Consider the following 24146-nt stretch of genomic DNA (forward strand, 5'->3'; position numbering starts at 1 on the left):
AGTGTGGAGGTACGGCTGCCTGCAGCTGAGCATGACGGGCGGGAGTGAGCTACCGCACACCTGCCGTACAGTTGAGGCCGGTCGATACCTGACCGTGGCAGATCGGAAGGGCAGCAGGCGTGACCGTCGACGACACGGGATCCGGTTCGGACCCGGACGGCCGGGTGGACCCCCATGCCGCCGACCCCGGCGACGACCCGCTCGCGCTGCGCCTGGAGCATCTGATCCTCGGGGCCGAGCGGCGCTACACCCCCTTTCAGGCGGCGCGCAGCGCGGGCGTCTCCGTGGAGCTGGCCACGCGCTTCTGGCGGGCGATGGGCTTCGCCGACATCGGGCAGGCCAAGGCGCTCACCGAGGCCGACGTGCTGGCGCTGCGTCGGCTGTCCGGTCTGGTCGAGGCGGGGCTGCTGAGCGAGGCCATGGCGGTGCAGGTGGCCCGCTCCACCGGGCAGACCACGGCCCGGCTGGCCGAGTGGCAGATCGACTCCTTCCTGGAGGGCCTGACCGAGCCGCCCGAGCCGGGGATGACCCGCACCGAGGTGACGTACCCGATCGTCGAGCTGCTCCTGCCCGAGCTGGAGGAGTTCCTCGTCTACGTCTGGCGGCGCCAGCTCGCCGCCTCGGCCGGCCGGGTCGTGCAGGCCGCCGACGACGAGGAGATGGTCGACCGGCGCCTGGCCGTCGGCTTCGCGGACCTCGTCGGCTTCACCCGCCTCACCCGCCGTATGGAGGAGGAGGAACTCGGCGAGCTCGTCGAGGCCTTCGAGACGACCTGCGCCGATCTGGTCGCCGCGCACGGCGGGCGGCTCGTCAAGACCCTGGGCGACGAGGTGCTGTACGCGGCGGACGACTGTGGCGTCGCCGCCGAGATCGCGCTGCGCCTGATCGAGACGATGGCGAACGACGAGACGATGCCCGAGCTGCGCGTCGGCATCGCCTTCGGCACGGTGACCACTCGCATGGGCGATGTGTTCGGTACGACGGTGAACCTCGCCTCCCGGCTGACCTCGATAGCTCCGCGTGACGCCGTCCTGGTGGACAGCGACTTCGCCCAGGAGCTCATCCGCACCGGGGAGGCCCCCGCCTCCGAGGCCGAAGCGGCCGAGGCCGCGGCCGCCGCGGAGAAGGAGGGCGAGGAGCCCCCGACGTACCGCTTCGCGCTCCAGCCGATGTGGCAGCGGCCGGTGCGTGGTCTGGGCGTGGTGGAGCCGTGGCTGCTGACGCGGCGGACCGACACCCCCTAGGGCCTGTCGCGCAACAGGCCCTGGTCGTTCAGCGCTCCTCGCCGGTCAGCGCGCCCACGCACAGGCCGACGACCGGGAGGCACAGGCCCGGGCCGTCCTCGTCGTGCGTGTGGCTGGGCCGCGGTGCGGGAGGGGGCGTGGTCCGGCCGGGTGCCGGGGTCGGACGGGGCGCCGGAGCCGTCGTGGCCGGCGGCCGGACGGTGGTGGTGGCCGTCGGAGCGTTCGGCGCCTGAGGGACGGTCGTGGTGCCGGTGGTGGCAGCCGTCGGGTCCCCCGGTGACGTGGTCGTGGCCGGCAGCGGCAGGACGCTCGCGCCCGCCGTCGGTGTCCCACTCACCCCGCCGAGCACGGAGGCAGCGGACCGACTCACCCGGGGTACGGCCTCGACGGTGGCGGCGGTGTTGCCCGACCGGGCGGTTCCGGGGCCCGCGTCCTGACGGGGATCGGCCTCCGCGGTGCCGCCGATCCCGCCGACCCCCGATTCCGGCGCCATCCGCACCAGGCTCAGCGCGCCGGCGGCCAGCGCAAGACCGCCGACGGCGAACAGGACCTTGCGGGGGCGGGGCCTGCGATGCCTGCCGCGCCCCACCGGTGTCTCCGTCATCACGAACCCTCCCCGTTGCGCTCGCGCCCCCTGCACGCCGCGGCGCAGGCACGCTACGCGCCGGCGTGGGCGGCCGGGCGGGAGTCGCGGCTATGTCACCCGAACGGGGACAGCGGGCGGAAAGCCTGCGATGATCGGGCCGAGACTTGTTAACCCGCGTTAACCGGAGGGCGTCATGAGTGAGGAGCGGTTCGGGGAGTTCGTGGCGGTGCGGCGGGACGGGGGCGAGGGCGCCGGGCACGTCGCCGAGCTCGTCCTCGACCGGCCCAAGGCCATGAACGCCGTCTCGACCGAGATGGCGCGGTCGATCGCCGGCGCGTGCGCGGCGCTGGGCGCCGACCGTGACGTACGCGTCGTCGTGCTGACCTCCACGCACGAGCGGGCGTTCTGCGTCGGGGCGGATCTCAAGGAGCGGAACTCCTTCACCGACGCCGATCTGGTCCGGCAGCGGCCCCTCGCGCGGGCCGCCTACACCGGGGTCCTCGAACTGCCTGTGCCGACGATCGCCGCCGTGCACGGCTTCGCGCTGGGCGGCGGCTTCGAGCTGGCGCTGTCGTGCGACCTGATCGTGGCCGACCGCACGGCCGTGGTGGGGCTGCCGGAGGTGTCCGTGGGCGTCATTCCGGGCGGTGGCGGCACGCAGCTGCTGCCGCGGCGCGTGGGGGCCGCGCGGGCGGCCGAGCTCATCTTCTCGGCGCGGCGTCTTCAGGCCGACGAGGCGCGGGAGTTGGGACTCGTCGACGAGCTGGTGGAGGAGGGGCGGGACCGGGCGGAGGCGCTGGCCCTGGCCGCGCGCATCGGTGCGCACTCGCCGGTCGGGCTGCGGGCCGCCAAGCGCGCGCTGCGGCTGGGGCACGGGCTCGATCTGCGGGCCGGCCTCGAGGTCGAGGACGCCGCGTGGCGCTCGGTGGCGTTCTCGGGGGACCGGGCGGAAGGCGTGGCGGCGTTCAACGAGAAGCGGAAGCCGCAATGGCCGGGGGAGTAGCGGCACGGCCATCGCTCACCCCACCGCCGTACCAATGACCCGAAACACCCCAAACATCCCTAACCTGGAGTGATGGGTGAGGACAAGCGGCTCGCGGCCGTGGTCGCGTTGGCGCAGGGGATGGCGGCGGCTCACGGTTCGCACGAGGCGTGGCGCTCGGCGGCGGCCGGTGCGTGCCGGGCGCTGGGCGGGAGCTTCGCCGCGCTGTCGGTGTGGGAGCGGGAGCGCGGCCGGCTGCGGGTCCTCGTGAACGTGGGGGAGCTGACCGAGGGGGAGGACGAGTTCCCCGAGGACGAGTCCTATCCCGTGCACCAGTTCCCCGAGATCACCGAGTTCCTGCACGAGCGGTGGGCCGGGGGCGGCGAGCCGGACGCCTGGGTGGAGACGGCGCAGGGGCCCGCCGCGGGCGGCCGCCCCGGCTATGTCCACCAGCGCGTCGCCGCCCTGCGCCGGCGCGGCCGCGGCAGCTGTGTCGTCGCGCCGATCGTGCTGCACGGGCGCGCGTGGGGTGAGCTCTACGTCGCCCGCCCCGCCGGCGCCCTCGTCTTCGAGCGGGCGGACGCCGACTTCGCCACCGTTCTGGCCGCCGTCGTGGCCGCCGGGATCGCCCAGGCGGAGCGGCTGGAGGAGGTGCGGCGGCTCGCCTACACCGACGCCCTCACCGGCCTCGCCAACCGCCGCGCCGTCGACGGGAAGCTGGACGAGGCCGTGGAGGCGCACCGGGTGGACGGCACGGTTGTCAGCCTCGTCGTCTGCGACCTCAACGGCCTCAAGCGTGTCAACGACACCCGCGGCCATGCCGTCGGCGACCGCCTCCTCGAACGCTTCGGCTCCGTCCTCTCCCTGTGCGGGGCGATGCTGCCGGGGGCGCTGGCCGCGCGGCTCGGCGGTGACGAGTTCTGTCTGCTGGCGGTCGGGCCGTCCGCCGACGAGGCCGTCAAGGCGGCCGACGAACTGTGCCGCCGAGCCGCGGAGTTGGAGCTCGGCGACGGGGTGGCCTGCGGGGTGGCCTCCACGGGGGACCCGATCGGGCCGGTGCGGTCCGCCCGCCGGCTGTTCCGGCTGGCGGACGCCGCCCAGTACCGCGCGAAGGCGCTCCGCGCTGACCGGCCGGTGGTGGCGGGCCGGGAGGGTCCCGACGATCCGGTGATGCGGCTGGTCGACACCCCTTCGCTCCAGGATCCAGGGGAACGGCGGCAGTTCCGGGGCCGGGGCTGACCTTCCCGGCGGGCTCGAACCTGTAAGGGGCGTAACGCCGACCCAGTAGTGACATCTTCGTCTTCACTGCGTACGCTCCTGAATATGGATATGCACACTGTGGTGGTGGGGACGTCCGGGGTGACCGCGTCCGACGTGCTCGCCGTGGCGCGCGACGGGGCCCGGATCGAGCTGTCGGGGGAGGCGGTCGCGGCGCTCGCCGCGGCCCGCGAGATCGTGGACGCGCTGGCGGCCAAGCCCGAGCCGGTCTACGGCGTCAGCACCGGCTTCGGTGCTCTGGCGACCCGGCACATCAGCCCGGAGCTGCGGGCCCAGCTGCAGCGCAACATCGTCCGCTCGCACGCGGCGGGCCTCGGGCCGCGCGTGGAGCGCGAGGTCGTACGGGCCCTGATGTTCCTGCGGCTCAAGACCGTCTGCTCGGGGCACACCGGTGTCCGGCCCGAGGTCGCGCAGACCATGGCCGACGTGCTCAACGCCGGGATCACCCCGGTCGTCTACGAGTTCGGCTCCCTCGGCTGCTCCGGCGACCTCGCGCCCCTGTCGCACTGTGCCCTGACGCTCATGGGGGAGGGGGACGCGGAGGGCCCGGACGGAACGGTCCGTCCCGCGGGCGAGCTGCTCGCCGCGCACGGCATCGCCCCCGTCGAGCTCCGTGAGAAGGAGGGCCTCGCCCTGCTCAACGGCACCGACGGCATGCTCGGCATGCTGATCATGGCCCTCGCCGACCTGGACCGGCTCTACAAGTCGGCCGACATCACCGCCGCCCTCAGCCTGGAGGCGCTGCTGGGCACCGACAAGGTGCTCGCCCCCGAGCTGCACGCCATCCGCCCGCACCCCGGGCAGGGCGCCTCGGCCGCCAACATGCTTGCCGTGCTGAAGGGTTCGGAGCTCACCGGGCACCACCAGGACGACGCGCCGCGCGTCCAGGACGCCTACTCGGTGCGCTGCGCCCCGCAGGTCGCCGGTGCCGGCCGGGACACCATGGCGCACGCCCGCACGGTCGCCGAGCGCGAGCTGGCCTCCGCCGTGGACAACCCGGTCGTGCTGCCGGACGGGCGCGTGGAGTCCAACGGCAACTTCCACGGCGCCCCGGTCGCGTACGTCCTCGACTTCCTCGCCATCGCAGCCGCGGACCTGGCCTCCATCGCCGAGCGCCGCACCGACCGGCTGCTCGACAAGAACCGCAGCCACGGCCTGCCGCCGTTCCTGGCCGACGACGCGGGCGTCGACTCGGGCCTCATGATCGCCCAGTACACGCAGGCCGCGCTGGTGAGCGAGCTGAAGCGGCTGGCCGTACCGGCGTCCGCCGACTCGATCCCCTCCTCCGCCATGCAGGAGGACCACGTCTCCATGGGCTGGTCGGCCGCCCGCAAGCTGCGCACGGCCGTCGACAACCTCGCGCGCGTGGTCGCCGTCGAGATGTACGCCGCCACGCGTGCGATCGAGCTGCGCGAGGGCCTGACCCCGGCCCCCGCCTCGCAGGCGGCCATCACGGCCGCGCGGGCGGCGGGCGTCCAGGGTCCCGGCCCCGACCGTTTCCTCGCCCCCGACCTCGCCGCCGCGGACGCGTTCGTGCGGGACGGGCGGCTGGTCGCCGCGGTGGAGGGCGTCACCGGCCCGCTGCAGTAGCCGTACGGGAGAGGGGCCCTGCCGGGTGTGCGGCAGGGCCCCTCGACGTCGTGCCCGCTCAGAAGCCGAGGCGTTCGCGGCGTACCGAATACACCACGAAGCCGGCGCCGACCCCGAGGAAGAGGGTGCCGCCGACGACGTAGGGCGTGGTGTCGAAGCTTCCGGTGTCGGCGAGTTGGGTGTCCGCGACGGAGCTGTCCGCGGTCGTCGACGCCACCCGTGCCTGGGTGGTGACCTCGGAGGCCGGGGTCGTCGAGGGTGTTGTTCTCGCCGGCTGGTCCCCGCTCGCGTTGGCGGAGGGAACGAACCACAGGGCGCACAGGAGGGTCCCCGCGGCGGTGGCGGTCAGCAGCGGACGGCGAACGGATGACACGGAATATCGATCCCCTTGTGGCGCTGGCGAATTGGCCGTGTGGAGCGATGTTAGTGAAAGGCGCGGGTCACAGGAAAGTCACGGGAGGCATGGGCCTTACGCTCCGGGCATGAGCACTGAAGAGACATCACGTTTTGTCCGCCTCCGGGTGGAACTCGTCATCGAGGTCGACGACCCCGACGCGGTGACCAAGGCGGCGCTGCGGCGTCTCGCCGAGGAGAACGACGTGCCGGCCGACGAGCGGGCGCACGCCGAAGACGCTGTGACGGAAGACACCGCGGAAGCCCTCGCGTTTCTGGTGGACCCGTTCGACCTGGTCAGCGCTGTGCCCGGGGTCGAGCTCGCACAGGCCTCGTGGTCGAGCGAGGCCGTCGACTACGACCCCGATTCGCCGGATTGGGACCTGGACGAGGATGATGCTGACGACGACGAGGACGAGGGGGCCGCAATCGGCTCCTAGCGGCTCGGGGCATGCGAAACCCCGGGCGGCAACCACCGCCCGGGGTTTCGTCGTCCTCAGCGGCGCACTGACCGATTTCCGCACCACCCGCCCCGTCCGACGTGGCGTGCCCCACATCTTTGGGCCAGGTGGAACGGGACGAACCGGTCGTAGCGTTGAAGTTCTTCAACGGGGACTGGTCGGGTTTTCCGGGGAATCGGCAACGATGGAGAAGCGTGTGATGACGAACAGTAAGCGGCGCAACGGCCTGACGGTCGCGTCCGCACTGCTCGGCGGGGTTCTGGCCCTTACGGCATGTTCCGGTGGCGGTGGCGGCGGTGACGCCTCGGGCACCAAGGGCAAGGACACCTCGCAGGCCAAGGCCGACGAGGCGGCGGCCAAGAAGTCCTCCGAGGCCGATATCAAGATCACCCCCAAGGACGGCTCGGACAACGCCTCCATCAACAACTCCGCCGCCGTCACCGTCAGCAAGGGAACGCTCACAGGCGTGACGATGACGACCGCCGACGGCACCGCGGTGGCCGGCCAGCTGTCCGCGGACAAGCTCAGCTGGAAGCCCAGCACCCAGCTGCAGCGCTCGACCACCTACAAGGTCGCCGCCGAGGCCAAGGACTCCGCCGGCCTCGTCGCGCACGAGAATGCCTCGTTCACCACGGTCTCCCCGAACAACAGCTTCATAGGCAACTTCACGCCGGAGCAGGGCTCGACCGTCGGCGTGGGCATGCCGGTGTCGATCAACTTCGACAAGGCCATCACCAACAAGGCCGCGGTCCAGAAGGGCATCACGGTCTCCTCCAGCAGCGGCCAGGAGGTCGTCGGGCACTGGTTCGGCGCCAACCGCCTCGACTTCCGCCCCGAGGACTACTGGAAGGAGAACTCCACCGTCACGCTGAAGCTCGCGCTCGACGGCGTCGAGGGCGCCTCCGGTGTCACGGGCGTGCAGCAGAAGACGGTCACCTTCCACATCGGCCGCAACCAGGTCTCCTACGTCGACGCCAAGACCAAGCAGATGAAGGTCACGCAGGACGGCAAGACGATCAAGACGATCCCGATCTCGGCCGGTTCGCCGGAAAACAAGACCTACAACGGCACCATGGTCATGTCCGAGAAGTTCAAGGAGACGCGCATGAACGGCGCGACCGTGGGCTTCACCGACGACGACGGCAAGGGCGAGTACGACATCAAGGACGTGCCGCACGCCATCCGGCTGACCAACTCCGGCACGTTCCTGCACGGCAACTACTGGGGCGCGAAGTCCATCTTCGGCTCCGTGAACACCAGCCACGGCTGCGTGGGCCTGTCGGACACCAAGGGCGCCGACGACAAGGGCACACCGGCCTACTGGATGTACAACAACTCGATCGTCGGCGACGTCGTGGTGATCTCCAACACCGGCGACAAGACGGTCCAGCCGGACAACGGCCTCAACGGCTGGAACCTCAGCTGGGCTGCGTGGAAGGCCGGTTCGGCCGTCTGACCCACCGTCGGCTCACAGCTCTCCGATGCCGCCCTCAGGGGCGGCATCGGTGTTTCCGGGGCTTTTCAGGGGGCGGCCACAGCCTTCTCATGCATCTCTTATGCCGGCCTTATCCAAGCATCACGCGCCGTCCCTACCTTGCGGCCATGTTCTTCACCTACCTGAGGCGCGAACTGCGCCGCCGCAGAAAGGCGGCCCTCGTCGTCGCCTCCGGCCTCGCGTTGGGCATCGCGCTGGTCATCGTGGTCAACTCCGTGTCCAACGGCATGGGGAAGGCGCAGGACAAGGTCCTCCAGTCGCTCTACGGACTGGGCACGGACATGACGGTCACCAAGGCCGCGACGCCGTCCGCCTCCAGCTCGCAGCGGCCGCGCTTCCAGTTCGACGCGCGGGGCAACGACGACGACTCGAAGCAGAGCAGCGACCGGGTCATGGTGCAGGGCTTCACCACCCTGTCGTCCACCACCGTCTCCAAGGTCGGTGGCCAGAAGGGGGTCTCGACCGCCGTCGGCGGGCTGAGCCTCAACGTGGTCAAGATCGACGGCCAGTTCACCCGCGGCCAGTTCCAGCAGAACCAGAACGGCGCCGGCGGCGCGCGCGGCGGCGGCCGGCCGCAGGGCGAGGTGAAGGGCGGCGGCGCCAACTTCGACGTCAACTCCTACTCGGTCTACGGCACCGACGTCACGCAGACCGGACTCGGCCCGCTGACCTCGTCGAAGATCACCAGCGGCCGTACCTTCAAGGCGACCGAGACCGACGCCAAGGTGCTGGTCGCCGACTCGGCGTACGCCAAGGAGAAGAAGTACAAGGTCGGTTCGAGCGTCACCGTCAACAAGGTCAAGTACAAGATCATCGGCATCGCGACGGCCGACAGCGGTGACTCCGCGGCCAATCTGTACATGCCGCTGAAGCAGGCCCAGACGCTGGCCGGCCAGAAGAACAAGGTCACCACGATCTACGTCAAGGCGACCGACTCCCAGCAGATCTCCGCGGTCAAGTCGACCATCCAGAAGAACGTCTCGGGTACGACGGTCACCACCTCCGCCGACCTCGCCGACACCGTCTCCGGCTCCCTGTCGACGGCGTCCTCCCTCGCCACCAACGTCGGCAAGTGGCTGTCCATCGCGGTGCTGGTGGCCGCCTTCCTGGTCGCCGGACTGCTCACCTCCTCCGCCGTCTCGCGCCGGGTGCGCGAGTTCGGCACGCTCAAGGCGCTGGGCTGGAAGTCGGGCCGGGTGACCCGGCAGGTCGTCGGTGAAGCCATGGTCAACGGTCTGGTGGGCGGCGCCCTCGGCATCGCGCTCGGCCTCGCCGGCGCCTACGTCGTCACCGCCATCAGCCCCACGCTCCAGGCCCAGTTGGGCGGCAGCGGCGGGGGCACCGGTGGTCCCGGCGGTGGGGGCGGCTTCGGCGGGGGCGGCTTCGGCGGGGGCGGCCGCGGGGCCGCCAAGACCCTGGAGGTCGCGCTCACCGCGCCGGTGAGCCTCACGACCATCGCCCTGGCGGTCGCCCTCGCGGTGGCCGGCGGTCTGATCGCGGGGGCCTTCGGCGGCTGGCGGGCATCGCGGCTGCGCCCCGCGGACGCGCTGAGGCGCGTCGAGTAGCAACCCGCCCGGCCCCACCCACGAACCCTCCCAGGAGCCACCATGTACGAACTAAGAGGCGTCACCAAGCGCTACACCCGGGGCAAGGACACCGTCACCGCCCTGGACGCCGTAGACCTGGCCATCGCGGACGGGGACCGTCTCGTCATCCAGGGCCCCACCGGCGGCGGCAAGTCCACCCTGCTCCAGATGCTCGGCGGCCTGGACCGGCCCACGGCCGGTGAAGTCGTCCTGGACGGGACCGACTTGGCGAAGCTGTCCGAGGCCCGCCTCACCAAGGTCCGCAGCGAGAACATCGGCTTCGTCTTCCAGAGCTTCAACCTCATTCCCACCCTCACCGCCCAGGAGAACGTGGAGACCGCCCTCGTACCCCTGGGCGTGAAGACGAAGGACCGCCGCGAACGGGCGGCCGAGGCGCTCAGGTCGGTCGGCCTCGGCGAACGCCTCGGCCATCTGCCCGGCGAGATGTCGGGAGGCCAGCAGCAGCGCGTCGCCATCGCCCGCGCGCTGGTGAAGGAGCCGAAGGTACTGCTCGCCGACGAACCCACCGGCAATCTCGACGAGTCGATGCGCGACGAGATCATGGAAGTGCTGGAGCGCATGTGGAAGGAGCTCGGGCTGACCTTCATCATGGTCACCCACGACTCCGCCATCGCGAAGAAGGCCCCGCGTCTGGCGACGATCCGCAAGGGCAGGATCACCGTCAAGGAGAACGCGGGAGCGTAGCTCTTACCTTCCTCTCATCTCTTGAGGTGCCTGATCACCCCCCGGCATACTGCGTGATCCGGGGGGTGTACGCGCAAGCGTGCGAGACCACCCCCGGCCGGGTGACAGGGGAATGCGCCCGGTACTTCATCTCCAGGGGGAGACTTGCGCAGACAACTGAAAAGAGCATGCGCGTCCGCCGTCGCCGCGGCGGCCGCGGTGGCCCTCGCGGCGGGAACGACCAGCCCGGCGCAGGCCAAGTCCCGTCAGGCGGCCGTCCCTTCGAGGGCCGCCTCGCTCACCGCGAAGCACCGCATCACGCTGATCACGGGTGACCGCGTCGCCGTCGACGCCAAGGGCCGCGTGGTCGGCCTGGAGCCCGCGAAGGGCCGCGAGCACATACCAGTCCAGATACGCAGGGCCGACGGCCACACCCTGGTCGTCCCCTCCGACGTCGCCCGCCTGATCGCGACCGGCAAGGTCGACCAGCGGCTGTTCGACGTCACCGAGCTGAACCGGGCCACCACCCGCACCTCCCAGAAGCACGGCCTGAAGGTCATCGTCGGCTACCAGGGCGCCGCTTCCGCCGCCAAGACCGGCGTCCGGGACGCGGGCAGGCTCCGTGAGCGCCTCACGTCCCTCAACGCCGACGCCGTGCAGACGCCGAAGCAGGACACCGCCGAGCTGTGGCACGCGGTCACCGACGGCGACAGGACGGCCTCCGGCATCGCGCACGTCTGGCTGGACGGGGTCCGCAGGGCCAGCCTCGACAAGTCCGTACCCCAGATCGGCGCACCGAAGGCGTGGGCCGCCGGCTACACCGGCAAGGGCGTCAGGATCGCGGTCCTGGACACCGGCATCGACGCGACCCACCCGGACCTCAAGGGCCAGGTCGTCGCCGAGAAGAACTTCTCCACCGCCGCCGACGCCACCGACCACTACGGGCACGGCACGCACGTCGCGTCCATCGCGGCGGGCACGGGCGCCAAGTCCCACGGCAAGTACAAGGGCGTGGCCCCGGACGCCAAGCTGCTCAACGGCAAGGTGCTCGACGACAGCGGCTCCGGCGACGACTCCCAGATCCTGGCCGGCATGGAGTGGGCGGCCGAGCAGGGCGCCGACGTCGTCAACCTCAGCCTCGGCGGCGGCGACACCCCCGGCATCGACCCGCTCGAGGCCGAGGTGAACAAGCTCTCCGAGCAGAAGGGCATCCTGTTCGCCATCGCCGCGGGCAACGACGGCGACTTCGGCGAGCAGACCATCGGCTCCCCGGGCAGCGCGGCCGACGCACTCACCGTCGGCGCGGTCGACGACCACGACAAGCTGGCGTCGTTCTCCAGCCGCGGCCCCGGCCTCGACGGCCAGATCAAGCCCGACGTGACCGCGCCCGGCGTGGACATCACCGCGGCCGCCGCCCCCGGCAGCGTCATCGACAAGGAGGTCGGCGAGAACCCGCCCGGCTACCTCACCATCTCCGGTACGTCGATGGCGACCCCGCACGTGGCGGGCGCCGCGGCCCTGCTCAAGCAGCAGCACCCGGACTGGAGGTCCGCCGAGCTCAAGGGCGCGCTGACCGGATCGGCGAAGGGTGGCAAGTACACGCCGTTCCAGCAGGGTTCGGGCCGTATCGCCGTCGACCGGGCCATCAAGCAGTCGGTGATCGCCGACCCGGTGTCGGTGAGCTTCGGCACCGCCCAGTGGCCGCACACCGACGACAAGCCGGTCACCAGGCAGCTGACGTACCGCAACCTCGGCACCAAGGACGTCACGCTGAACCTGGCCGCGAGCGCCACCGACCCCAAGGGGCATGCGGCCCCGGCGGGCTTCTTCAAGCTCGGTGCGGCCAAGGTGACGGTCCCGGCCGGGGGCAAGGCCTCGGTCGGCCTGACCGTGAACACCAAGCTGGGCGGCACGCTGGAGGGCGCGTACGCCGCGTACGTGACGGCGACGGGCGGCGGCCAGAGCGTGCGGACGGCCGCGGCCGTGCAGCGCGAGGTCGAGTCCTACGACGTCAAGCTGAAGTTCGTGGGCCGTGACGGCAGTCCGGCGAAGTACTACTCGGCGACCCTGGCCGGCGTCTCTGGCCTCGGCCAGGGCAAGTCCTACGCGCCCTACGACGCCTCCGGAACCGTCACCGCGCGGGTGCCCAAGGGTGGTTACGTCCTCGACACCAGCGTCTTCGTGGACCCGGAGGACGCCACCAAGGGCATCGACTGGCTGGCGCAGCCCAAGCTGAGCGTCACCAGGAACACGACGATCACGCTGGACGCCCGTACCGCGAAGCCGGTCGACATCACCGTGCCCAACACGGCCGCCAAGTCGGCCTTCGCGTCACCGGGTTACGACGTGACCACCGCCGACTCCGGCTACGGCTTCGGCTGGCTCCTGGACTCCTACGCCAACTTCCGCTCCAGGGGCCTCGGCCCGCAGGTCACCGACGGTTCGCTGACCCAGCAGTGGGACGGCCACTGGACCAGCGGCGCGCACGAGCAGTACGACGTCACCAGCGGCTCCGCCGTCAAGCAGCTCGCCACCGGCTACACCAAGCACTGGAAGGCCTCGGAGCTGGCCACCGTGAACGTCGGCCTCGGCGCCTCGGCGAGCGGCAAGAAGGGCGCGATCGACGCCGTCGGCTGGCTGCCCTTCAGCAGCAGCGCCTCCTCGATCGGCATGGCGGAGACGCTGCCCGGCACCCGCAAGCTGCATCTGTCGACCGTGAACGGCGTGCGGTGGGAGATGGAGTTCGAGCAGTACGGCGGCACCGACGCGGACGGCTTCCCGGTCACCGAGGCGGCGTACACGATCGGCGCGGCGCAGACCTTCAAGGGCGGCAGGACCTACGCCAAGAGGTTCAACACGGCCGTCTTCGGACCGCACTTGAACTCCGGCTTCGGTCTGTACCGCGACGGGAACAGCATCTACGGCGTGATCCCGCTGTACTCCGACGGCAGCACCCACGCGGGCTCCTCGGTCTTCACCGGGGTGCACACAACGCTGTACCGGGGCGGTGCCAAGGTCGGCTCCAACGACGACCCGCTGTTCGGCGAGAAGGCCTTCAAGGTCCCCGCCGGCGAGGCGGACTACCGGCTCACCACCTCGGTCGCGCGCAGCGCCAAGGTCGCGGCGGCCACCACCCGCATCGACGCGAGCTGGACGTTCCGCTCCAAGAAGCCGTCCGGCGTGGCCAAGCTCGCGGCCTCCACGGTCCGCTTCGGGGCGGCCACGGACCTCGGCAGCAAGGTCGAGGCCGGCAAGACGATGAGCATCCCGGTGATCGTCGAGGGATCGGCCAAGGGCGGCAACCTCAGGTCGCTGTCGGTGACCGTGTCCTACGACCACGGCAAGACCTGGAAGAAGGCCGACGTCGTGCACGGCACGATCAAGGTGAAGAACCCGGCGAAGGGGAAGGCCATCTCCTTCCACGCCAAGATCACCGACAAGAAGGGCAACAGGTCGACGCTCTCGATCTACGACGCGTACTTCGGCAAGTGAGCCGTCCGTACGCCGAGTGAGCCCACAGCGAACCGCCCGCCGGAAGCGCAGCCTCCGGCGGGCGGTCCGTGTTTCTGTGAACGCATGACTCAAGAGACCGTCGAATACATCCGGTACCGCATCCCGGAAGACCGCTCGGCGGAGTTCCTCGCCGCCTACACCCGTGCCGCGACCCAACTGGCGGCGGCACCCCAGTGCGTCGACTACGAACTGGCGCGCTGCGAGGAGGACTTCGGGCACTACATCCTGCGCATCACCTGGACCTCGACCGAGGACCACCTCGAGGGGTTCCGCAACTCGGACCTTTTCCCCGGCTTCCTCGCCGAGATCCGGCCGTACGTCGAGAACATCGAGGAGATGCGCCACTACAAGCCGACGAGCGTGCGCGGCGGGGGATCGTCCCTGCCGAGCCTGTACGACTGGGCGGGCGGCGAGGAGGCCTTCACCCGGCTGACCTCGGTCTTCTACGACAAGGTCCTCAAGGACGACCTCCTGGCGCCGCTCTTCGCCGACATGGGCCCCGACCACCCCGAGCACGTGGCGCTCTGGCTCGCCGAGGTCTTCGGCGGCCCGGCCGCCTACTCCCTCACCCAGGGCGGCCACGGCCACATGGTCGCCAAGCACTTCGGCAGGCACATCACCGAGCCCCAGCGCCGCCGCTGGGTCAACCTCGTCCAGGACGCGGCGGACGAGGCGGGCCTCCCGACCGACGCGGAGTTCCGCTCGGCGTTCGTGGCCTACATCGAGTGGGGGACGCGGCTCGCCGTGTACTTCTCGGGCCCCGACGCGAAGCCGCCGGCGGAGCAGCCGGTGCCGAGGTGGGGATGGGGGTCGATGCCGCCGTACCAGGGGTGAGTCGTCGGCCGGCTAGGCGGACCGTCCCGCCCGCGTCGCGTCCGCTCCCCAGCTCGCGAGCAGGCGCAGCGCCTCGGCCGACGGGGTCCCGGGCTCGGCGTGGTACGTGGTCAGCGCCAGCCCGTCGTCGTCCGCCAGCCGGAACGACTCGAAGCTCAAGGTCAGCTCGCCCACCAGCGGATGCCGCAGCCGCTTGACGCCGTAGCTCTTCTCCTTGACGTCGTGCGTGGCCCACAGCCGCCTGAACTCCTCGCTCTTCACCGAGAGTTCGCCGACCAGCGCGGACAGCCGCGGATCGTCCGGGTAGCAGCCCGCCTCCATCCGCAGGAAGCTGACGATGTCGTACGCCTTCTGCTCCCACTCCACGTAGAGATCGCGGTACTCAGGCCTCAGGAACACCAGCCGGGCCCAGTTCCGCTCCTGCGCCGGCAGCTCCGACCAGTCGCCGAAGACGGCCGCCGCCATTCCGTTCCAGGCCAGGATGTCGGAGCGCCGGCCGGAGATGTACGCAGGCACCGAGCCGTCCATCGTGTCCAGCAGCTGCCGCAGCGCACCGCGCACCTGCTGGGCGCGGGCGGCCGGCTTCTTCTTGTGCTGCTTCGGCTTCGCGAGGTGCGTGAGGTGGCTGTGCTCGGCGTCGGTCAGCCGGAGCGCCCGCGCGATGGAGTCGAGCACCTCCGCCGAGACGTTCCGCCCGTTGCCCTGCTCCAGGCGCGTGTAGTACGCCACCGAGACGCCCGCCAGCTGCGCCAGCTCCTCGCGCCTCAGCCCCGGCACCCGCCGGTGCCGCCCGAAGTCCGGCAGCCCCACGTCCTCCGGCTTCAGCCGGGCACGCCGGGTGCGCAGGAACTCACTGAGCTCGGCACGCCGGTCCAGAGCCCTGGAGGGCTCCTGTACGGGTTCGGGCTGTTCGTCCATACGTCGAGTATTCACCGTCGTACGCACACCATCCTGTCCCCGTCAGTGGTAGGCACGGCGGACGTACGCAAAGCCGTGGTCTGGGTGAACCCTCCGTGATCCGGCAGTCTCGACGGCATGACCACTGTTGCTGCGTACGCCGCACCCGCCGCGAAGGCTCCCCTGGAGCGCACCACCATCGAGCGACGGCCGGTCGGCGAGTTCGACGTCCTGATCGACATCAAGTTCGCCGGTATCTGCCACTCGGACATCCACCAGGCCCGCGAGGGCTGGGGCGAGGCGATCTTCCCGATGGTCCCCGGCCACGAGATCGCGGGCATCGTCTCCGAGGTCGGCCCCGGTGTGACCAAGTTCGCCGTCGGCGACCGCGTGGGCGTCGGCTGCATGGTCGACTCCTGCCGCGAGTGCGAGAACTGCCTGGCCGGCCTGGAGCAGTACTGCCTCAACGGCAACGTCGGCACGTACAACGCCGTCGGCAAGGACGGTGAGACCACCTACGGCGGCTACTCGCAGAAGGTCGTCGTCGACGAGAACTTCGTCGTCCGCGTCCCCGACGGCCTCTCCCTCGACGTGGCCGCGCCCCTGCTGTGCGCCGGCATCACCACGTACTCCCCGCTGCGCCACTGGAACGCCGGCCCCGGCAAGAAGGTCGCGATCCTCGGCATGGGCGGCCTCGGGCACATGGGCGTCAAGATCGCGCACGCGCTGGGTGCCGAGGTCACGGTGCTCTCGCAGTCCCTGCGCAAGAAGGACGAGGGCCTGCGGCTGGGCGCCGACCACTACTACGCGACCAGCGACGAGCAGACCTTCAAGGACCTCAGGGGCAGTTTCGACCTGATCCTCTCCACGGTCTCGGCCCCGCTGGACCTGGGCGCCTTCCTGTCGCTGCTGAAGACGGACGGCGCCTTCGTGAACGTCGGCGCCCCCGAGGAGCCCGTCAAGCTCAACCTCTTCTCGGTGATCAGCGGCCGCAAGACCCTCGCCGGCTCCGGCATCGGCGGTATCCGGGAGACCCAGGAGATGCTGGACTTCTGCGCCGAGCACGGCTTCGGCGCAGAGATCGAGCTGATCCGCGCCGACCAGATCAACGAGGCGTACGAGCGGGTGCTCGCCAGCGACGTCCGCTTCCGGTTCGTGATCGACACGGCGACGATCTGACCGGCGCGGCGGATCGACGCAGGTGACCGAGGGCCCCGGCACGAGCTGCCGGGGCCCTCGGCGTGCCGCAGTATGTTGGGGCCGAGGAGGCCCACGAGATGACCGTGCAGCTGAACCACACGATCGTTGCCGCGCACGACAAGCAGACGTCGGCCAGGTTCCTCGCCGACATCCTCGGGCTGGAGGTGAGCCCGCAGTACGGCCCCTTCGTCCCCGTTCAGATACCGAACGGCGTGACCCTCGACTACCTGGACGCCGACGGCGAGATCACCCCCCAGCACTACGCGTTCCTGGTGTCCGAGGACGAATTCGACACGATCTTCGCCCGCATCCAGGACACCGGCCTGACCTTCTGGGCAGACCCCTTCCACCACCGCCCCGGCGAGATCAACCGCAACGACGGCGGGCGGGGCGCGTACTTCCAGGACCCCGGTGGCCACAGCCTGGAGATCATCACCAGGCCGTACGGAAGCGGGAGTTGATCTTCGCACTCGACCGCCCGGCACGCTCCGAAGATTCTTTCCCCGTCCTGTCACACGCCTTGGCCGCCAGGGGTCATAGCAGCGAAGGCACACGACGGCGAAAGATCTTTGGAGCTGTGCATCATGACGTCACCCATCACGTCCCCCATCCTGGTCACCGGCGGCACGGGCACCCTGGGCCGCCACGTGGTCCCACTCCTTCGGGCGGCCGGCCGCGAGGTGCGTGTGCTGAGCCGGTCCGGGCGCGCTGCGGCGGACGGCCGCGAACACGTCACCGGTGATCTGCTGACGGGCGAGGGCATCGACGCCGCCGTCGCCGGCGCGGAGACCGTCCTGCATCTCGCGGGCGGCCAGAAGGGCGACGACGAGGCGACCCGCACCCTGCTGCGGGCGGCCGGGCCGGCCGGCGTACGGCACGTGGTCTACATCTCGGTCATCGGCGCCGACCGCGTCCCGCTGGCCTGGATGCGCACCAAGCTCGACGCGGAGCGGGCCGTCGCCGGCTCGGGCATCCCCTGGACCACCCTGCGCGCGGCCCAGTTCCACGACCTCACGCTGACGATGGTGGAGAAGATGACGAAACTCCCCGTCCTGCCGTCCCCGGGCGGCCTGCGCCTCCAGCCCGTCGACGCGCGCGAAGTCGCCGCCAGGCTCGTGGAGTTGACCCTCGGCGAGCCGGCAGGGCCGGTCCCGGACCTGGCGGGCCCCCGGCTCTACGACATCCCCGCCCTGGCCCGCCCGTACCTCGAACTGCGCGGCAGGCGTCCGCGACCGAAGCTGCCGGTCCGAATCCCGGGCAAGGCGGGGCGGGCGTACCGGGCGGGGGACAACCTGACCCTGAAGGGCGCCGAGACCGGGAAGCGGACCTGGGAGGAGTTCCTGGCGGAGCGGCTGGGCTGACCGCCCGGGCCCGGAGTTCGGCCCCGGGCGGTCAGCCGCGCAGTCCCAGGAGACCGTCGTATGCGGCCATGAAGATCTCCAACCCCCGGTTGTCCGCGCCCGGTTCGCGCATCTGCTGGGTCACGTACGCGACGACGGTCCGCGACTCGGGCTCGATCATCACCAGCGAGCCGCCCCAGCCGCCCCACCCGTAGGTGGTGCCGAACAGTCCGTATCCCAGGCCGTAGCGCACCGGCATGCCCAGGATGCGGTCCTCGCCGCTGAACTGCTCCTCCCAGGCGCGGTCGGAGCCCTTCCCGGACAGCAGGCGCACGCCGTTCACCGTCCCTCCGCACGCCATGACCGACTGCACGAGCGCGACCGACCGGGCGTTCCCGAACCCGCTCGCCGCAGGAATCTGCGCCCGCCGCCACGCCACGCTGTTGCCGTCGCGAAGCCGGATGGCGGTACCGGCGGGGGTGCTCGTGCCGGGTGCGCTGCCCCCGCCCGCCCCGCTTCCGGCCGCCCCCGCCGTGTAGTCCTCGTCGTGGCCCGGTGGAGGGACGGCGAGGGCCACCCGGCGGTCGTGCTCGGCGGTCAGCCCGATGTGGAAGTCCGCGCCCAGCGGCCCGGCCACCTCGTCGGCGAAGAACTCGCCCACGCTCCGGCCGGTGATCCGCCGCAGGACCTCGCCCACCAGGAAGCCCTGGGTGAGCGAGTGGTACCCGGCCGCGCTGCCGGGCTCCCAGCGCGGGGCCCGGGCGGCGAGCCGCGCGGTCGCGGACGTCCAGTCGTAGAGCTCCTCGACCGGTCCGTCCCAGTCGGGCAGTCCGGCGGTGTGCGAGAGCAGATGCCGTACGAGCACCCCGTCCTTGCCCGCCGCGGCGAACTCCGGCCAGTAGCGCGCCACCGGGGCGTCCGGATCGAGCTCGCCGCGGTCGGCGAGGACGAGCGCGGTGAGGGCCGTCATCGTCTTGGTCACGGACCAGACGTTGACGATCGTGTCCCGCTCCCACGGCTTCGTCCGCCCGGCGTCGGCGAACCCGCCCCACACGTCCACGACCGGCTCCCCGTCCACGAACACCGCCACCGAGCCGCCCGCGTCCCCGCCGTCCAGCAGCTCGGCGAGCGCACGGGGCACCGCGAGGAACAAGTCGTCGTAGAAGCCCTGAATGTCTGCCATGCGAGGCATTAGCTCCCATCGGCCCGCGGGGAGCAACCGAATTCCCGCCGTTCCCCTCGCCCTTGCCCGGACTTCATGTTCCGGAGCGCCGGGAGTCGGCGGGGCCGTCTGGGATGGTGGGCGCAAAGGGGCCGAAGAACCTTGACCCAACCGGCCGTCACCGCGTCCGAGCCGTGAGGAAGCCCATGAATCACCGTGCCTTCGGCAGATCTTCCCGCACCGTCGCCCGCACCACCGCCCGCACCCGCGCCGGCCTCGGTGCCGCCGCCCTGATCGCCGTCGTCGTCCCCGCCGGTGCCCCGGCCCCGGCGCAGGCCGCCCCCGCGTCGGTCACGGCCCTCGCGCAGTGGTCGACCGAGACGCTCGCGCCCGGCGTGGAGCTGCGCACGGGCACCGTCCGGCACCCGGACGTCACCCACACCTGGACGGTCACCGTCCAGTCGCCGGCCACCAGCCGGCTCACCGGCGCCGCCACCTGGGCCGAGGTGAGCACCCGCAATTGGGCCGACACCACGGCCCGGAAACTGCGCGAGGCGGGATACGACCCTCGTGTCGAGAGCGTCCGCCGGCCGGACTACGCCGACACCCCCCATGGCGTGATGGGCTTCCGGGTGCGGATCGGCGCCTACGCCGCCCAGGCCGACGCGCAGGCCACCGCGAAGGCGGTCACCTCCGCCGGCTTCCACACCGCCGTCGCCTGGACCGGCTACGACGTCCAGGAGCCCGCCGACCGCGAGAACATCCACGTCGCGGTGATCGACCCCCGACGGTTCAAGGGCACCGTCGAGGGCACGCACGACGGCAACGTCGCCCAGCGCGAGACCACGTCGTCGGTCGCCGCCGGGCTGCGCTCGCTGATCGCCGTCAACGGCGGCTTCTTCGTGACCTCGAACGCCGACGGAGTCCAGGGCACCATCTCCGGACTCGGCGCCTACGGCGGCCGGTTGGGCTCGATGGCGGCCGGCTCCCGGGCCGCCCTGATCCTCGGTGACGGCGGCCGCCACGTCCACGTCGCCGACCTGACGACCACCGTCACCGCCCGCGCCGGCACGTCCTCGTACGCGATCCAGGGCATCAACCGCGTCCCGGCCCTGGTGCGCGACTGCGGCCGCCCCGGCGCCACCCCGAGCGAGCACCCCTGGCAGGACGTCACCTGCCGGCTCACCGACGATCTGGTCCGGTTCACGCCCGAGTTCGGCGCGGACCTGCCCACCGGTGCGGGCGTGCAGGCCGTGCTGGACCCGTCCGGCCGGGTCGTCTCGGTCGGCGCGCGGGGCGGACGGGTGCCGGCGGGCGGGAGCGTGCTGCAGGGCGTCGGCGCCGCCGCGACCTGGCTGACCGATCAGGCCGGCCCCGGACGGCGCGTCCTCGTGCGTGAGGACGTCCGCGACACGAGCGGCCGTCGTGTCGAACTCGACGGCGACGACTCCGTCGTGAGCGCGGCGCCCACCCTGGTGAGGAACGGCCGTATCGACATCGACGCCGCACGCGAGGGCGTGGTGGACCCGCAGGACCTCTCCTTCGGCTACGCCTGGGCCAACACCCGCCAGCCGCGCACCATGGCGGGGATCGACAGCAGGGGCCGGCTGATCCTGGCCACGGTCGACGGCCGCCGGACCGACGGCAGCGAGGGCTTCACCCTCTACGAGGAAGCCCGGTTCATGCGCTCGCTCGGCGCCGTACAGGCCCTGAACCTGGACGGCGGCGGCTCCACCACGATGGCCGTACGCGGCATCCTCGCCAACCACCCCTCGGACGCGACGGGCGAACGGCCGGTCGGGGACACGGTGCAGGTGCTGCAGACTCCCGCAGGCTGACGGCCACTTCCGCCGCCGGTGGAGCCCCCCGCTCCGGTGCCACCGGCACCGGCTGGGACACTGCGGTCATGGACACCACAGCCGAGCAGATAAGCGCCCGGACAGCGGCCGCGTGGACCGTCGCGCTGGCGATCCTCGGAGGATTCACCGGCTATGCGTGGGACGGGCCGTTCCTCGCCGTCACCTGCGCCCTCTCCCTGGGCGGCGGCGGGGCTGTGGGCACGATCCTGTCCCGGCGCCGGATGATCGCGACCATCCGGGAGGGCCAGGGCAAGGCCGCCGCGCTCGGATACGCCGACGGCATCGCGGACATGATGGTGCTCGGTATCTCGGCCTACCGGGCCGCCGTCTTCCCGCTGTCCGGGCCCGACGCGGTGGACGCCGCCGAACGCGTCGCGCGCCGTAAGGCCGCCTACCACCTCACGGCCGCCGACGGCCTTCCCCACCAGATCCGTGAAGCCGCGGCCGCCGCCCTCGCCGCGATCGACGACCGGCGTGACGAGGAGACCCGGTCCGCCATGGAGGACCTCATGAAGGCCGTCCAGGAGCAGCGCCGCACGGCGTGAGCGTCACGGGACGCCGACTGTCGCTGTGACAGATCTGACGCGCCATCCGATGTGTGTTCCGTGAGGTTTCAGAGTGCGCCCGTTCACCCTCGACTACGCCTCGCAGCAAGGGCTTCTGCCGGTGGTGACGCCATACCGCTTCGACGAGGCGCGTCAGTGGCCGAACTGCACGCGACGGGAACCCCGTTCGTGCGGCCCTTCGACTTCGCCGAGGACGAGGAGGGCATCTGGTGGTTCCTGGAGTGCCATCGGAGCGGCCAGTTCGGCTTCGTCGAACTGGAGACCGGTCTGCCGATCGCCGCGGCGGTCGCCTCGTGGGCGGAGGAACCGTGCGCGCGGACCTGTCCCCCGTGCGAGCTACACGCAGGTGTCCACCGCACGGTGACGATCTCGGGCCGCCGGATCCCTAGCGTTCGGGGCAGCCGCGGCGCTCCGGCCGCGGATCCGGCGGAGGGGATTTCCATGAGGCTGATCTGGCAGCTCGCGGCCGTGGCGGCGGTCGCGTTCATCGGCGGGCAGTGCGTCGCCGCGGCGCACAACGCGCTGCTCACCTTGATCCTGGGCACTTTGACCGCCGTGCTCGCGGTCCTCGTCTACCGGTGGGTGGTACGGCGGACCGAGCACCGCCCGGTCACCGAGCTCGCGCGGGAGGGCGCCCGGGCCGCGGCCGTCCGTGGCGCGCTGCTCGGCGTGGCGCTGTTCGGGGCCGTCATCCTGAACCTCGCCCTGCTCGGGGACTACGACGTCCACGGTGTGGGCTCGGTGAGCGGCGCGGCGGGACTGGTCGGCTTCATGGCCGCGGCCGCCGTGACCGAGGAACTGCTGTTCCGCGGCGTCCTGTTGCGGATCGTGGAGGAACGCGTCGGCACCTGGATCGCGCTGACGCTGACCGGCGGGCTGTTCGGCCTGATGCACCTGTTCAACCCGGACGCCACGCTGTGGGGCGCCGTCGCCATCGCGATCGAGGCGGGCGGCATGCTCGGGGCGGCGTACGTGGCCACCCGCAGTCTGTGGCTGCCGATCGGCCTGCACTTCGGCTGGAACTTCGCCGAGTCGGGCATCTTCAGCACCGAGGTCTCCGGCAACGGCACCAAGCAGGGACTGCTGGACGCCACCGTCTCGGGCTCGGAGGTGCTCACCGGCGGCGACTTCGGCCCGGAGGGCAGCGTGTACGCGGTGCTGTTCGGACTGCTGGCGACGACCGTGTTCATGCGGCTGGCCCGCCGGCGCGGCCATCTGGTGCCAAGTCGCCGCAAGGGCAACGGGGTTGACGCCGCCGCTACAGTTTCCCGGTGATCGCTCTTCGGCGGTTCCCGGACCTCTGGCGCCGGCTCGACGTCACGGTCCGGGACCTCCCGCTCGGGGTGCTGCTCCTCGCCGTGTCCCTCCTGCCGGTGCTCCAGCGGCACGGGACCCGGCTCGGCGGTGTCGCGGACCGCCCCTTCGACGCGTGGGCCGCCGCGGTCCTCGCCCTGGAGTGCCTGCCGCTCGCCGTGCGCCGGCGGTGGCCGGTCCTCTGTCTCGCCCTGGTCTCGCTCGGCTTCGCCGCCGACCAGCTGCGCGGCTACCACCTGGTCGCGGGCACCGCGCTGTTGTTCGCGCTGGTGAGCACGGGGCTGCATCTTCAACGGCACCGGCGCGTGGTCGCGCTGCTGTTCTCCGCGGCGTACGTGGTGCTGGCCGTGTCGCTCTACCGGATCGGCTCCGGGGAGCCGGTGAGCGAGTTCGTGACTTTCTACCTGCTGGTGGTCCTCGGCTGGGGCGCCGGGGCCTGGCTGCGCGCCGGCAGAGCCGCGGAGTCGGAGCGCCGCCTCCGGGTCGCCGAGGACAGCCGCGCCGCCGAACGCGCCCGTATCGCCCGCGAGTTGCACGACGTGGTGACCCACCACGTGACGGCGATGGTCGTACAGGCGGAGGCGGCGCGCTATCTGACCGCCGCCCCCGACCGCCTGGACCAGGCACTGACCGCCGTCACGGACACCGGCCGCCGGGCCATCACCGACCTGCGGCACCTGCTGGACCTGCTCGACCCCGACCACGGCACCGAAGCGCGGACACCGCCCGTCGGCCGCCTGCTCACGCTCGTCGAGCAGACCCGCCGGGCCGGACAGCCGGTGGAGTTCACGGAGGAGGGCACCCCGGCCGCGTCGACCGGCAGCGCCGACCTCGTGGCCTACCGGGTCGTCCAGGAAGCCCTGACGAACGCCCTCAAGCACGCCCGCGGCAGCCGCACTTCGGTCCAGGTCACCCACGGCACGAAGGAGATCACGGTGCATGTCACCACGGCCGGCACCGGCTCCGGCTCCGGCGCGGCATCCCCCCGCGGAAGCGGACGGGGCCTGGCGGGTCTGCGCGAACGGGTCGACGTCCTGGGCGGCGACTTCAGCGCGTGCCCGGGAACGGACGGAGGATTTCTCGTACGGGCGCGGATCCCTGCGGGGGGTTCTTCGTGAGGAGGGCGGGTGGGCCTGTCGTGACGTCCGCGGTGACCTCCGCG

Annotated in this window: 21 protein-coding genes; 17 read left to right on the forward strand and 4 right to left on the reverse strand. The window is 71.6% G+C overall.

Annotated elements, in window-relative coordinates; all coding sequences use genetic code 11:
• The first annotated feature begins 119 nt into the window (after positions 1 to 119).
• Entirely contained in the window at positions 120 to 1244 is a 1125-nt protein-coding gene (locus ACGFYN_RS04970; RefSeq protein WP_393864342.1) for an adenylate/guanylate cyclase domain-containing protein, read from the forward strand.
• Between the two features lie 28 nt (positions 1245 to 1272).
• On the opposite strand, the gene ACGFYN_RS04975 is transcribed toward ACGFYN_RS04970, so the two are convergent.
• Positions 1273 to 1848, reverse strand: coding sequence for a hypothetical protein (locus ACGFYN_RS04975; RefSeq protein WP_393864343.1), 576 nt, complete (start codon positions 1846 to 1848; stop codon positions 1273 to 1275).
• A 175-nt stretch (positions 1849 to 2023) separates the two neighbouring features.
• Between ACGFYN_RS04975 and ACGFYN_RS04980 the strand changes: the two genes are divergently transcribed.
• From ACGFYN_RS04980 to hutH, 3 genes are all read left to right on the forward strand, one after another.
• A complete protein-coding gene (locus ACGFYN_RS04980; protein ID WP_393864344.1) occupies positions 2024 to 2833 on the forward strand; it encodes an enoyl-CoA hydratase/isomerase family protein in 810 nt (269 codons plus the stop codon).
• A 72-nt stretch (positions 2834 to 2905) separates the two neighbouring features.
• Entirely contained in the window at positions 2906 to 4051 is a 1146-nt protein-coding gene (locus ACGFYN_RS04985) for a diguanylate cyclase domain-containing protein (protein WP_393864345.1), read from the forward strand.
• 90 nt (positions 4052 to 4141) lie between these two features.
• A complete protein-coding gene (gene hutH, locus ACGFYN_RS04990) occupies positions 4142 to 5680 on the forward strand; it encodes a histidine ammonia-lyase (RefSeq protein WP_393864853.1) in 1539 nt (512 codons plus the stop codon).
• A 58-nt stretch (positions 5681 to 5738) separates the two neighbouring features.
• Here the strand turns inward: hutH and ACGFYN_RS04995 are convergent, their stop codons facing one another.
• The gene (locus ACGFYN_RS04995; protein WP_393864346.1) at positions 5739 to 6053 is read right to left on the reverse strand and encodes an LPXTG cell wall anchor domain-containing protein; all 315 of its coding nucleotides are present in this window, start codon (positions 6051 to 6053) and stop codon (positions 5739 to 5741) included.
• Between the two features lie 109 nt (positions 6054 to 6162).
• Here ACGFYN_RS04995 and ACGFYN_RS05000 point away from each other — a divergent pair, with 109 nt between their 5' ends.
• The 6 genes from ACGFYN_RS05000 (at position 6163) to ACGFYN_RS05025 (ending at position 14646) form a co-directional block, all read left to right on the forward strand.
• A complete protein-coding gene (locus tag ACGFYN_RS05000; protein WP_393864347.1) occupies positions 6163 to 6513 on the forward strand; it encodes a hypothetical protein in 351 nt (116 codons plus the stop codon).
• A 205-nt stretch (positions 6514 to 6718) separates the two neighbouring features.
• On the forward strand, positions 6719 to 7990 hold the full coding sequence (locus tag ACGFYN_RS05005; RefSeq protein ID WP_393864348.1) for an Ig-like domain-containing protein: 1272 nt from the start codon (positions 6719 to 6721) through the stop codon (positions 7988 to 7990).
• A 146-nt stretch (positions 7991 to 8136) separates the two neighbouring features.
• Positions 8137 to 9594: an ABC transporter permease gene (locus ACGFYN_RS05010; RefSeq protein WP_393864349.1), complete on the forward strand. Its 1458-nt coding sequence runs from the start codon at positions 8137 to 8139 to the stop codon at positions 9592 to 9594.
• Between the two features lie 42 nt (positions 9595 to 9636).
• The gene (locus ACGFYN_RS05015; protein WP_393864350.1) at positions 9637 to 10320 is read left to right on the forward strand and encodes an ABC transporter ATP-binding protein; all 684 of its coding nucleotides are present in this window, start codon (positions 9637 to 9639) and stop codon (positions 10318 to 10320) included.
• Positions 10321 to 10464: 144 nt separating this feature from the next.
• Positions 10465 to 13791, forward strand: a complete 3327-nt coding sequence (locus ACGFYN_RS05020; protein ID WP_393864351.1) for a S8 family peptidase — start codon at positions 10465 to 10467, stop codon at positions 13789 to 13791.
• Between the two features lie 84 nt (positions 13792 to 13875).
• Complete coding sequence (locus ACGFYN_RS05025; protein WP_393864352.1) at positions 13876 to 14646, forward strand: group II truncated hemoglobin; 771 nt, start codon at positions 13876 to 13878, stop codon at positions 14644 to 14646.
• A gap of 12 nt (positions 14647 to 14658) precedes the next feature.
• Here ACGFYN_RS05025 and ACGFYN_RS05030 read toward each other — a convergent pair whose 3' ends face one another.
• Positions 14659 to 15564 carry a helix-turn-helix domain-containing protein gene (locus tag ACGFYN_RS05030; RefSeq protein ID WP_393864353.1) on the reverse strand — a complete coding sequence of 302 codons (906 nt, stop codon included), beginning with the start codon at positions 15562 to 15564 and terminating at the stop codon, positions 14659 to 14661.
• Positions 15565 to 15681: 117 nt separating this feature from the next.
• Here ACGFYN_RS05030 and ACGFYN_RS05035 point away from each other — a divergent pair, with 117 nt between their 5' ends.
• The 3 genes from ACGFYN_RS05035 to ACGFYN_RS05045 all read left to right on the forward strand — a co-directional run bounded on the left by ACGFYN_RS05035 (position 15682) and on the right by ACGFYN_RS05045 (position 18104).
• A complete protein-coding gene (locus ACGFYN_RS05035) occupies positions 15682 to 16722 on the forward strand; it encodes an NAD(P)-dependent alcohol dehydrogenase (protein WP_393864354.1) in 1041 nt (346 codons plus the stop codon).
• A gap of 98 nt (positions 16723 to 16820) precedes the next feature.
• Positions 16821 to 17204 (forward strand): VOC family protein, encoded by a 384-nt coding sequence (locus ACGFYN_RS05040; RefSeq protein ID WP_393864355.1) that lies wholly within the window; start codon positions 16821 to 16823, stop codon positions 17202 to 17204.
• Between the two features lie 123 nt (positions 17205 to 17327).
• On the forward strand, positions 17328 to 18104 hold the full coding sequence (locus ACGFYN_RS05045; protein ID WP_393864356.1) for an SDR family oxidoreductase: 777 nt from the start codon (positions 17328 to 17330) through the stop codon (positions 18102 to 18104).
• 31 nt (positions 18105 to 18135) lie between these two features.
• On the opposite strand, the gene ACGFYN_RS05050 is transcribed toward ACGFYN_RS05045, so the two are convergent.
• Entirely contained in the window at positions 18136 to 19266 is a 1131-nt protein-coding gene (locus tag ACGFYN_RS05050) for a serine hydrolase domain-containing protein (protein ID WP_393864357.1), read from the reverse strand.
• 185 nt (positions 19267 to 19451) lie between these two features.
• Between ACGFYN_RS05050 and ACGFYN_RS05055 the strand changes: the two genes are divergently transcribed.
• The 4 genes from ACGFYN_RS05055 (at position 19452) to ACGFYN_RS05070 (ending at position 24102) form a co-directional block, all read left to right on the forward strand.
• On the forward strand, positions 19452 to 21083 hold the full coding sequence (locus ACGFYN_RS05055) for a phosphodiester glycosidase family protein (protein WP_393864358.1): 1632 nt from the start codon (positions 19452 to 19454) through the stop codon (positions 21081 to 21083).
• A 68-nt stretch (positions 21084 to 21151) separates the two neighbouring features.
• Entirely contained in the window at positions 21152 to 21649 is a 498-nt protein-coding gene (locus tag ACGFYN_RS05060) for a hypothetical protein (protein ID WP_393864359.1), read from the forward strand.
• Positions 21650 to 22111: 462 nt separating this feature from the next.
• Complete coding sequence (locus ACGFYN_RS05065) at positions 22112 to 22945, forward strand: CPBP family intramembrane glutamic endopeptidase (RefSeq protein ID WP_393864854.1); 834 nt, start codon at positions 22112 to 22114, stop codon at positions 22943 to 22945.
• The gene (locus tag ACGFYN_RS05070; RefSeq protein WP_393864360.1) at positions 22942 to 24102 is read left to right on the forward strand and encodes a sensor histidine kinase; all 1161 of its coding nucleotides are present in this window, start codon (positions 22942 to 22944) and stop codon (positions 24100 to 24102) included. The genes ACGFYN_RS05065 and ACGFYN_RS05070 overlap by 4 nt, the downstream gene beginning before the upstream one ends.
• Positions 24103 to 24146 lie beyond the last annotated feature (44 nt).

Origin of the sequence: Streptomyces sp. NPDC048419, from assembly GCF_043200415.1 — a bacterium.
Taxonomy (GTDB): Bacteria; Actinomycetota; Actinomycetes; order Streptomycetales; family Streptomycetaceae; genus Streptomyces.

Excerpts from the sequence above, each read along its gene's own strand:
- ACGFYN_RS04975 (WP_393864343.1), bottom strand. The coding sequence starts at position 1,848 with ATGACGGAGACACCGGTGGGGCGCGGCAGGCATCGCAGGCCCCGCCCC.
- ACGFYN_RS04980 (WP_393864344.1), top strand. The coding sequence starts at position 2,024 with ATGAGTGAGGAGCGGTTCGGGGAGTTCGTGGCGGTGCGGCGGGACGGG.
- ACGFYN_RS04985 (WP_393864345.1), top strand. The coding sequence starts at position 2,906 with ATGGGTGAGGACAAGCGGCTCGCGGCCGTGGTCGCGTTGGCGCAGGGG.
- hutH (WP_393864853.1), top strand. The coding sequence starts at position 4,142 with ATGCACACTGTGGTGGTGGGGACGTCCGGGGTGACCGCGTCCGACGTG.
- ACGFYN_RS05000 (WP_393864347.1), top strand. The coding sequence starts at position 6,163 with ATGAGCACTGAAGAGACATCACGTTTTGTCCGCCTCCGGGTGGAACTC.
- ACGFYN_RS05005 (WP_393864348.1), top strand. The coding sequence starts at position 6,719 with ATGGAGAAGCGTGTGATGACGAACAGTAAGCGGCGCAACGGCCTGACG.
- ACGFYN_RS05010 (WP_393864349.1), top strand. The coding sequence starts at position 8,137 with ATGTTCTTCACCTACCTGAGGCGCGAACTGCGCCGCCGCAGAAAGGCG.
- ACGFYN_RS05015 (WP_393864350.1), top strand. The coding sequence starts at position 9,637 with ATGTACGAACTAAGAGGCGTCACCAAGCGCTACACCCGGGGCAAGGAC.
- ACGFYN_RS05025 (WP_393864352.1), top strand. The coding sequence starts at position 13,876 with ATGACTCAAGAGACCGTCGAATACATCCGGTACCGCATCCCGGAAGAC.
- ACGFYN_RS05030 (WP_393864353.1), bottom strand. The coding sequence starts at position 15,564 with ATGGACGAACAGCCCGAACCCGTACAGGAGCCCTCCAGGGCTCTGGAC.
- ACGFYN_RS05035 (WP_393864354.1), top strand. The coding sequence starts at position 15,682 with ATGACCACTGTTGCTGCGTACGCCGCACCCGCCGCGAAGGCTCCCCTG.
- ACGFYN_RS05040 (WP_393864355.1), top strand. The coding sequence starts at position 16,821 with ATGACCGTGCAGCTGAACCACACGATCGTTGCCGCGCACGACAAGCAG.
- ACGFYN_RS05045 (WP_393864356.1), top strand. The coding sequence starts at position 17,328 with ATGACGTCACCCATCACGTCCCCCATCCTGGTCACCGGCGGCACGGGC.
- ACGFYN_RS05050 (WP_393864357.1), bottom strand. The coding sequence starts at position 19,266 with ATGGCAGACATTCAGGGCTTCTACGACGACTTGTTCCTCGCGGTGCCC.
- ACGFYN_RS05055 (WP_393864358.1), top strand. The coding sequence starts at position 19,452 with ATGAATCACCGTGCCTTCGGCAGATCTTCCCGCACCGTCGCCCGCACC.
- ACGFYN_RS05060 (WP_393864359.1), top strand. The coding sequence starts at position 21,152 with ATGGACACCACAGCCGAGCAGATAAGCGCCCGGACAGCGGCCGCGTGG.
- ACGFYN_RS05065 (WP_393864854.1), top strand. The coding sequence starts at position 22,112 with ATGAGGCTGATCTGGCAGCTCGCGGCCGTGGCGGCGGTCGCGTTCATC.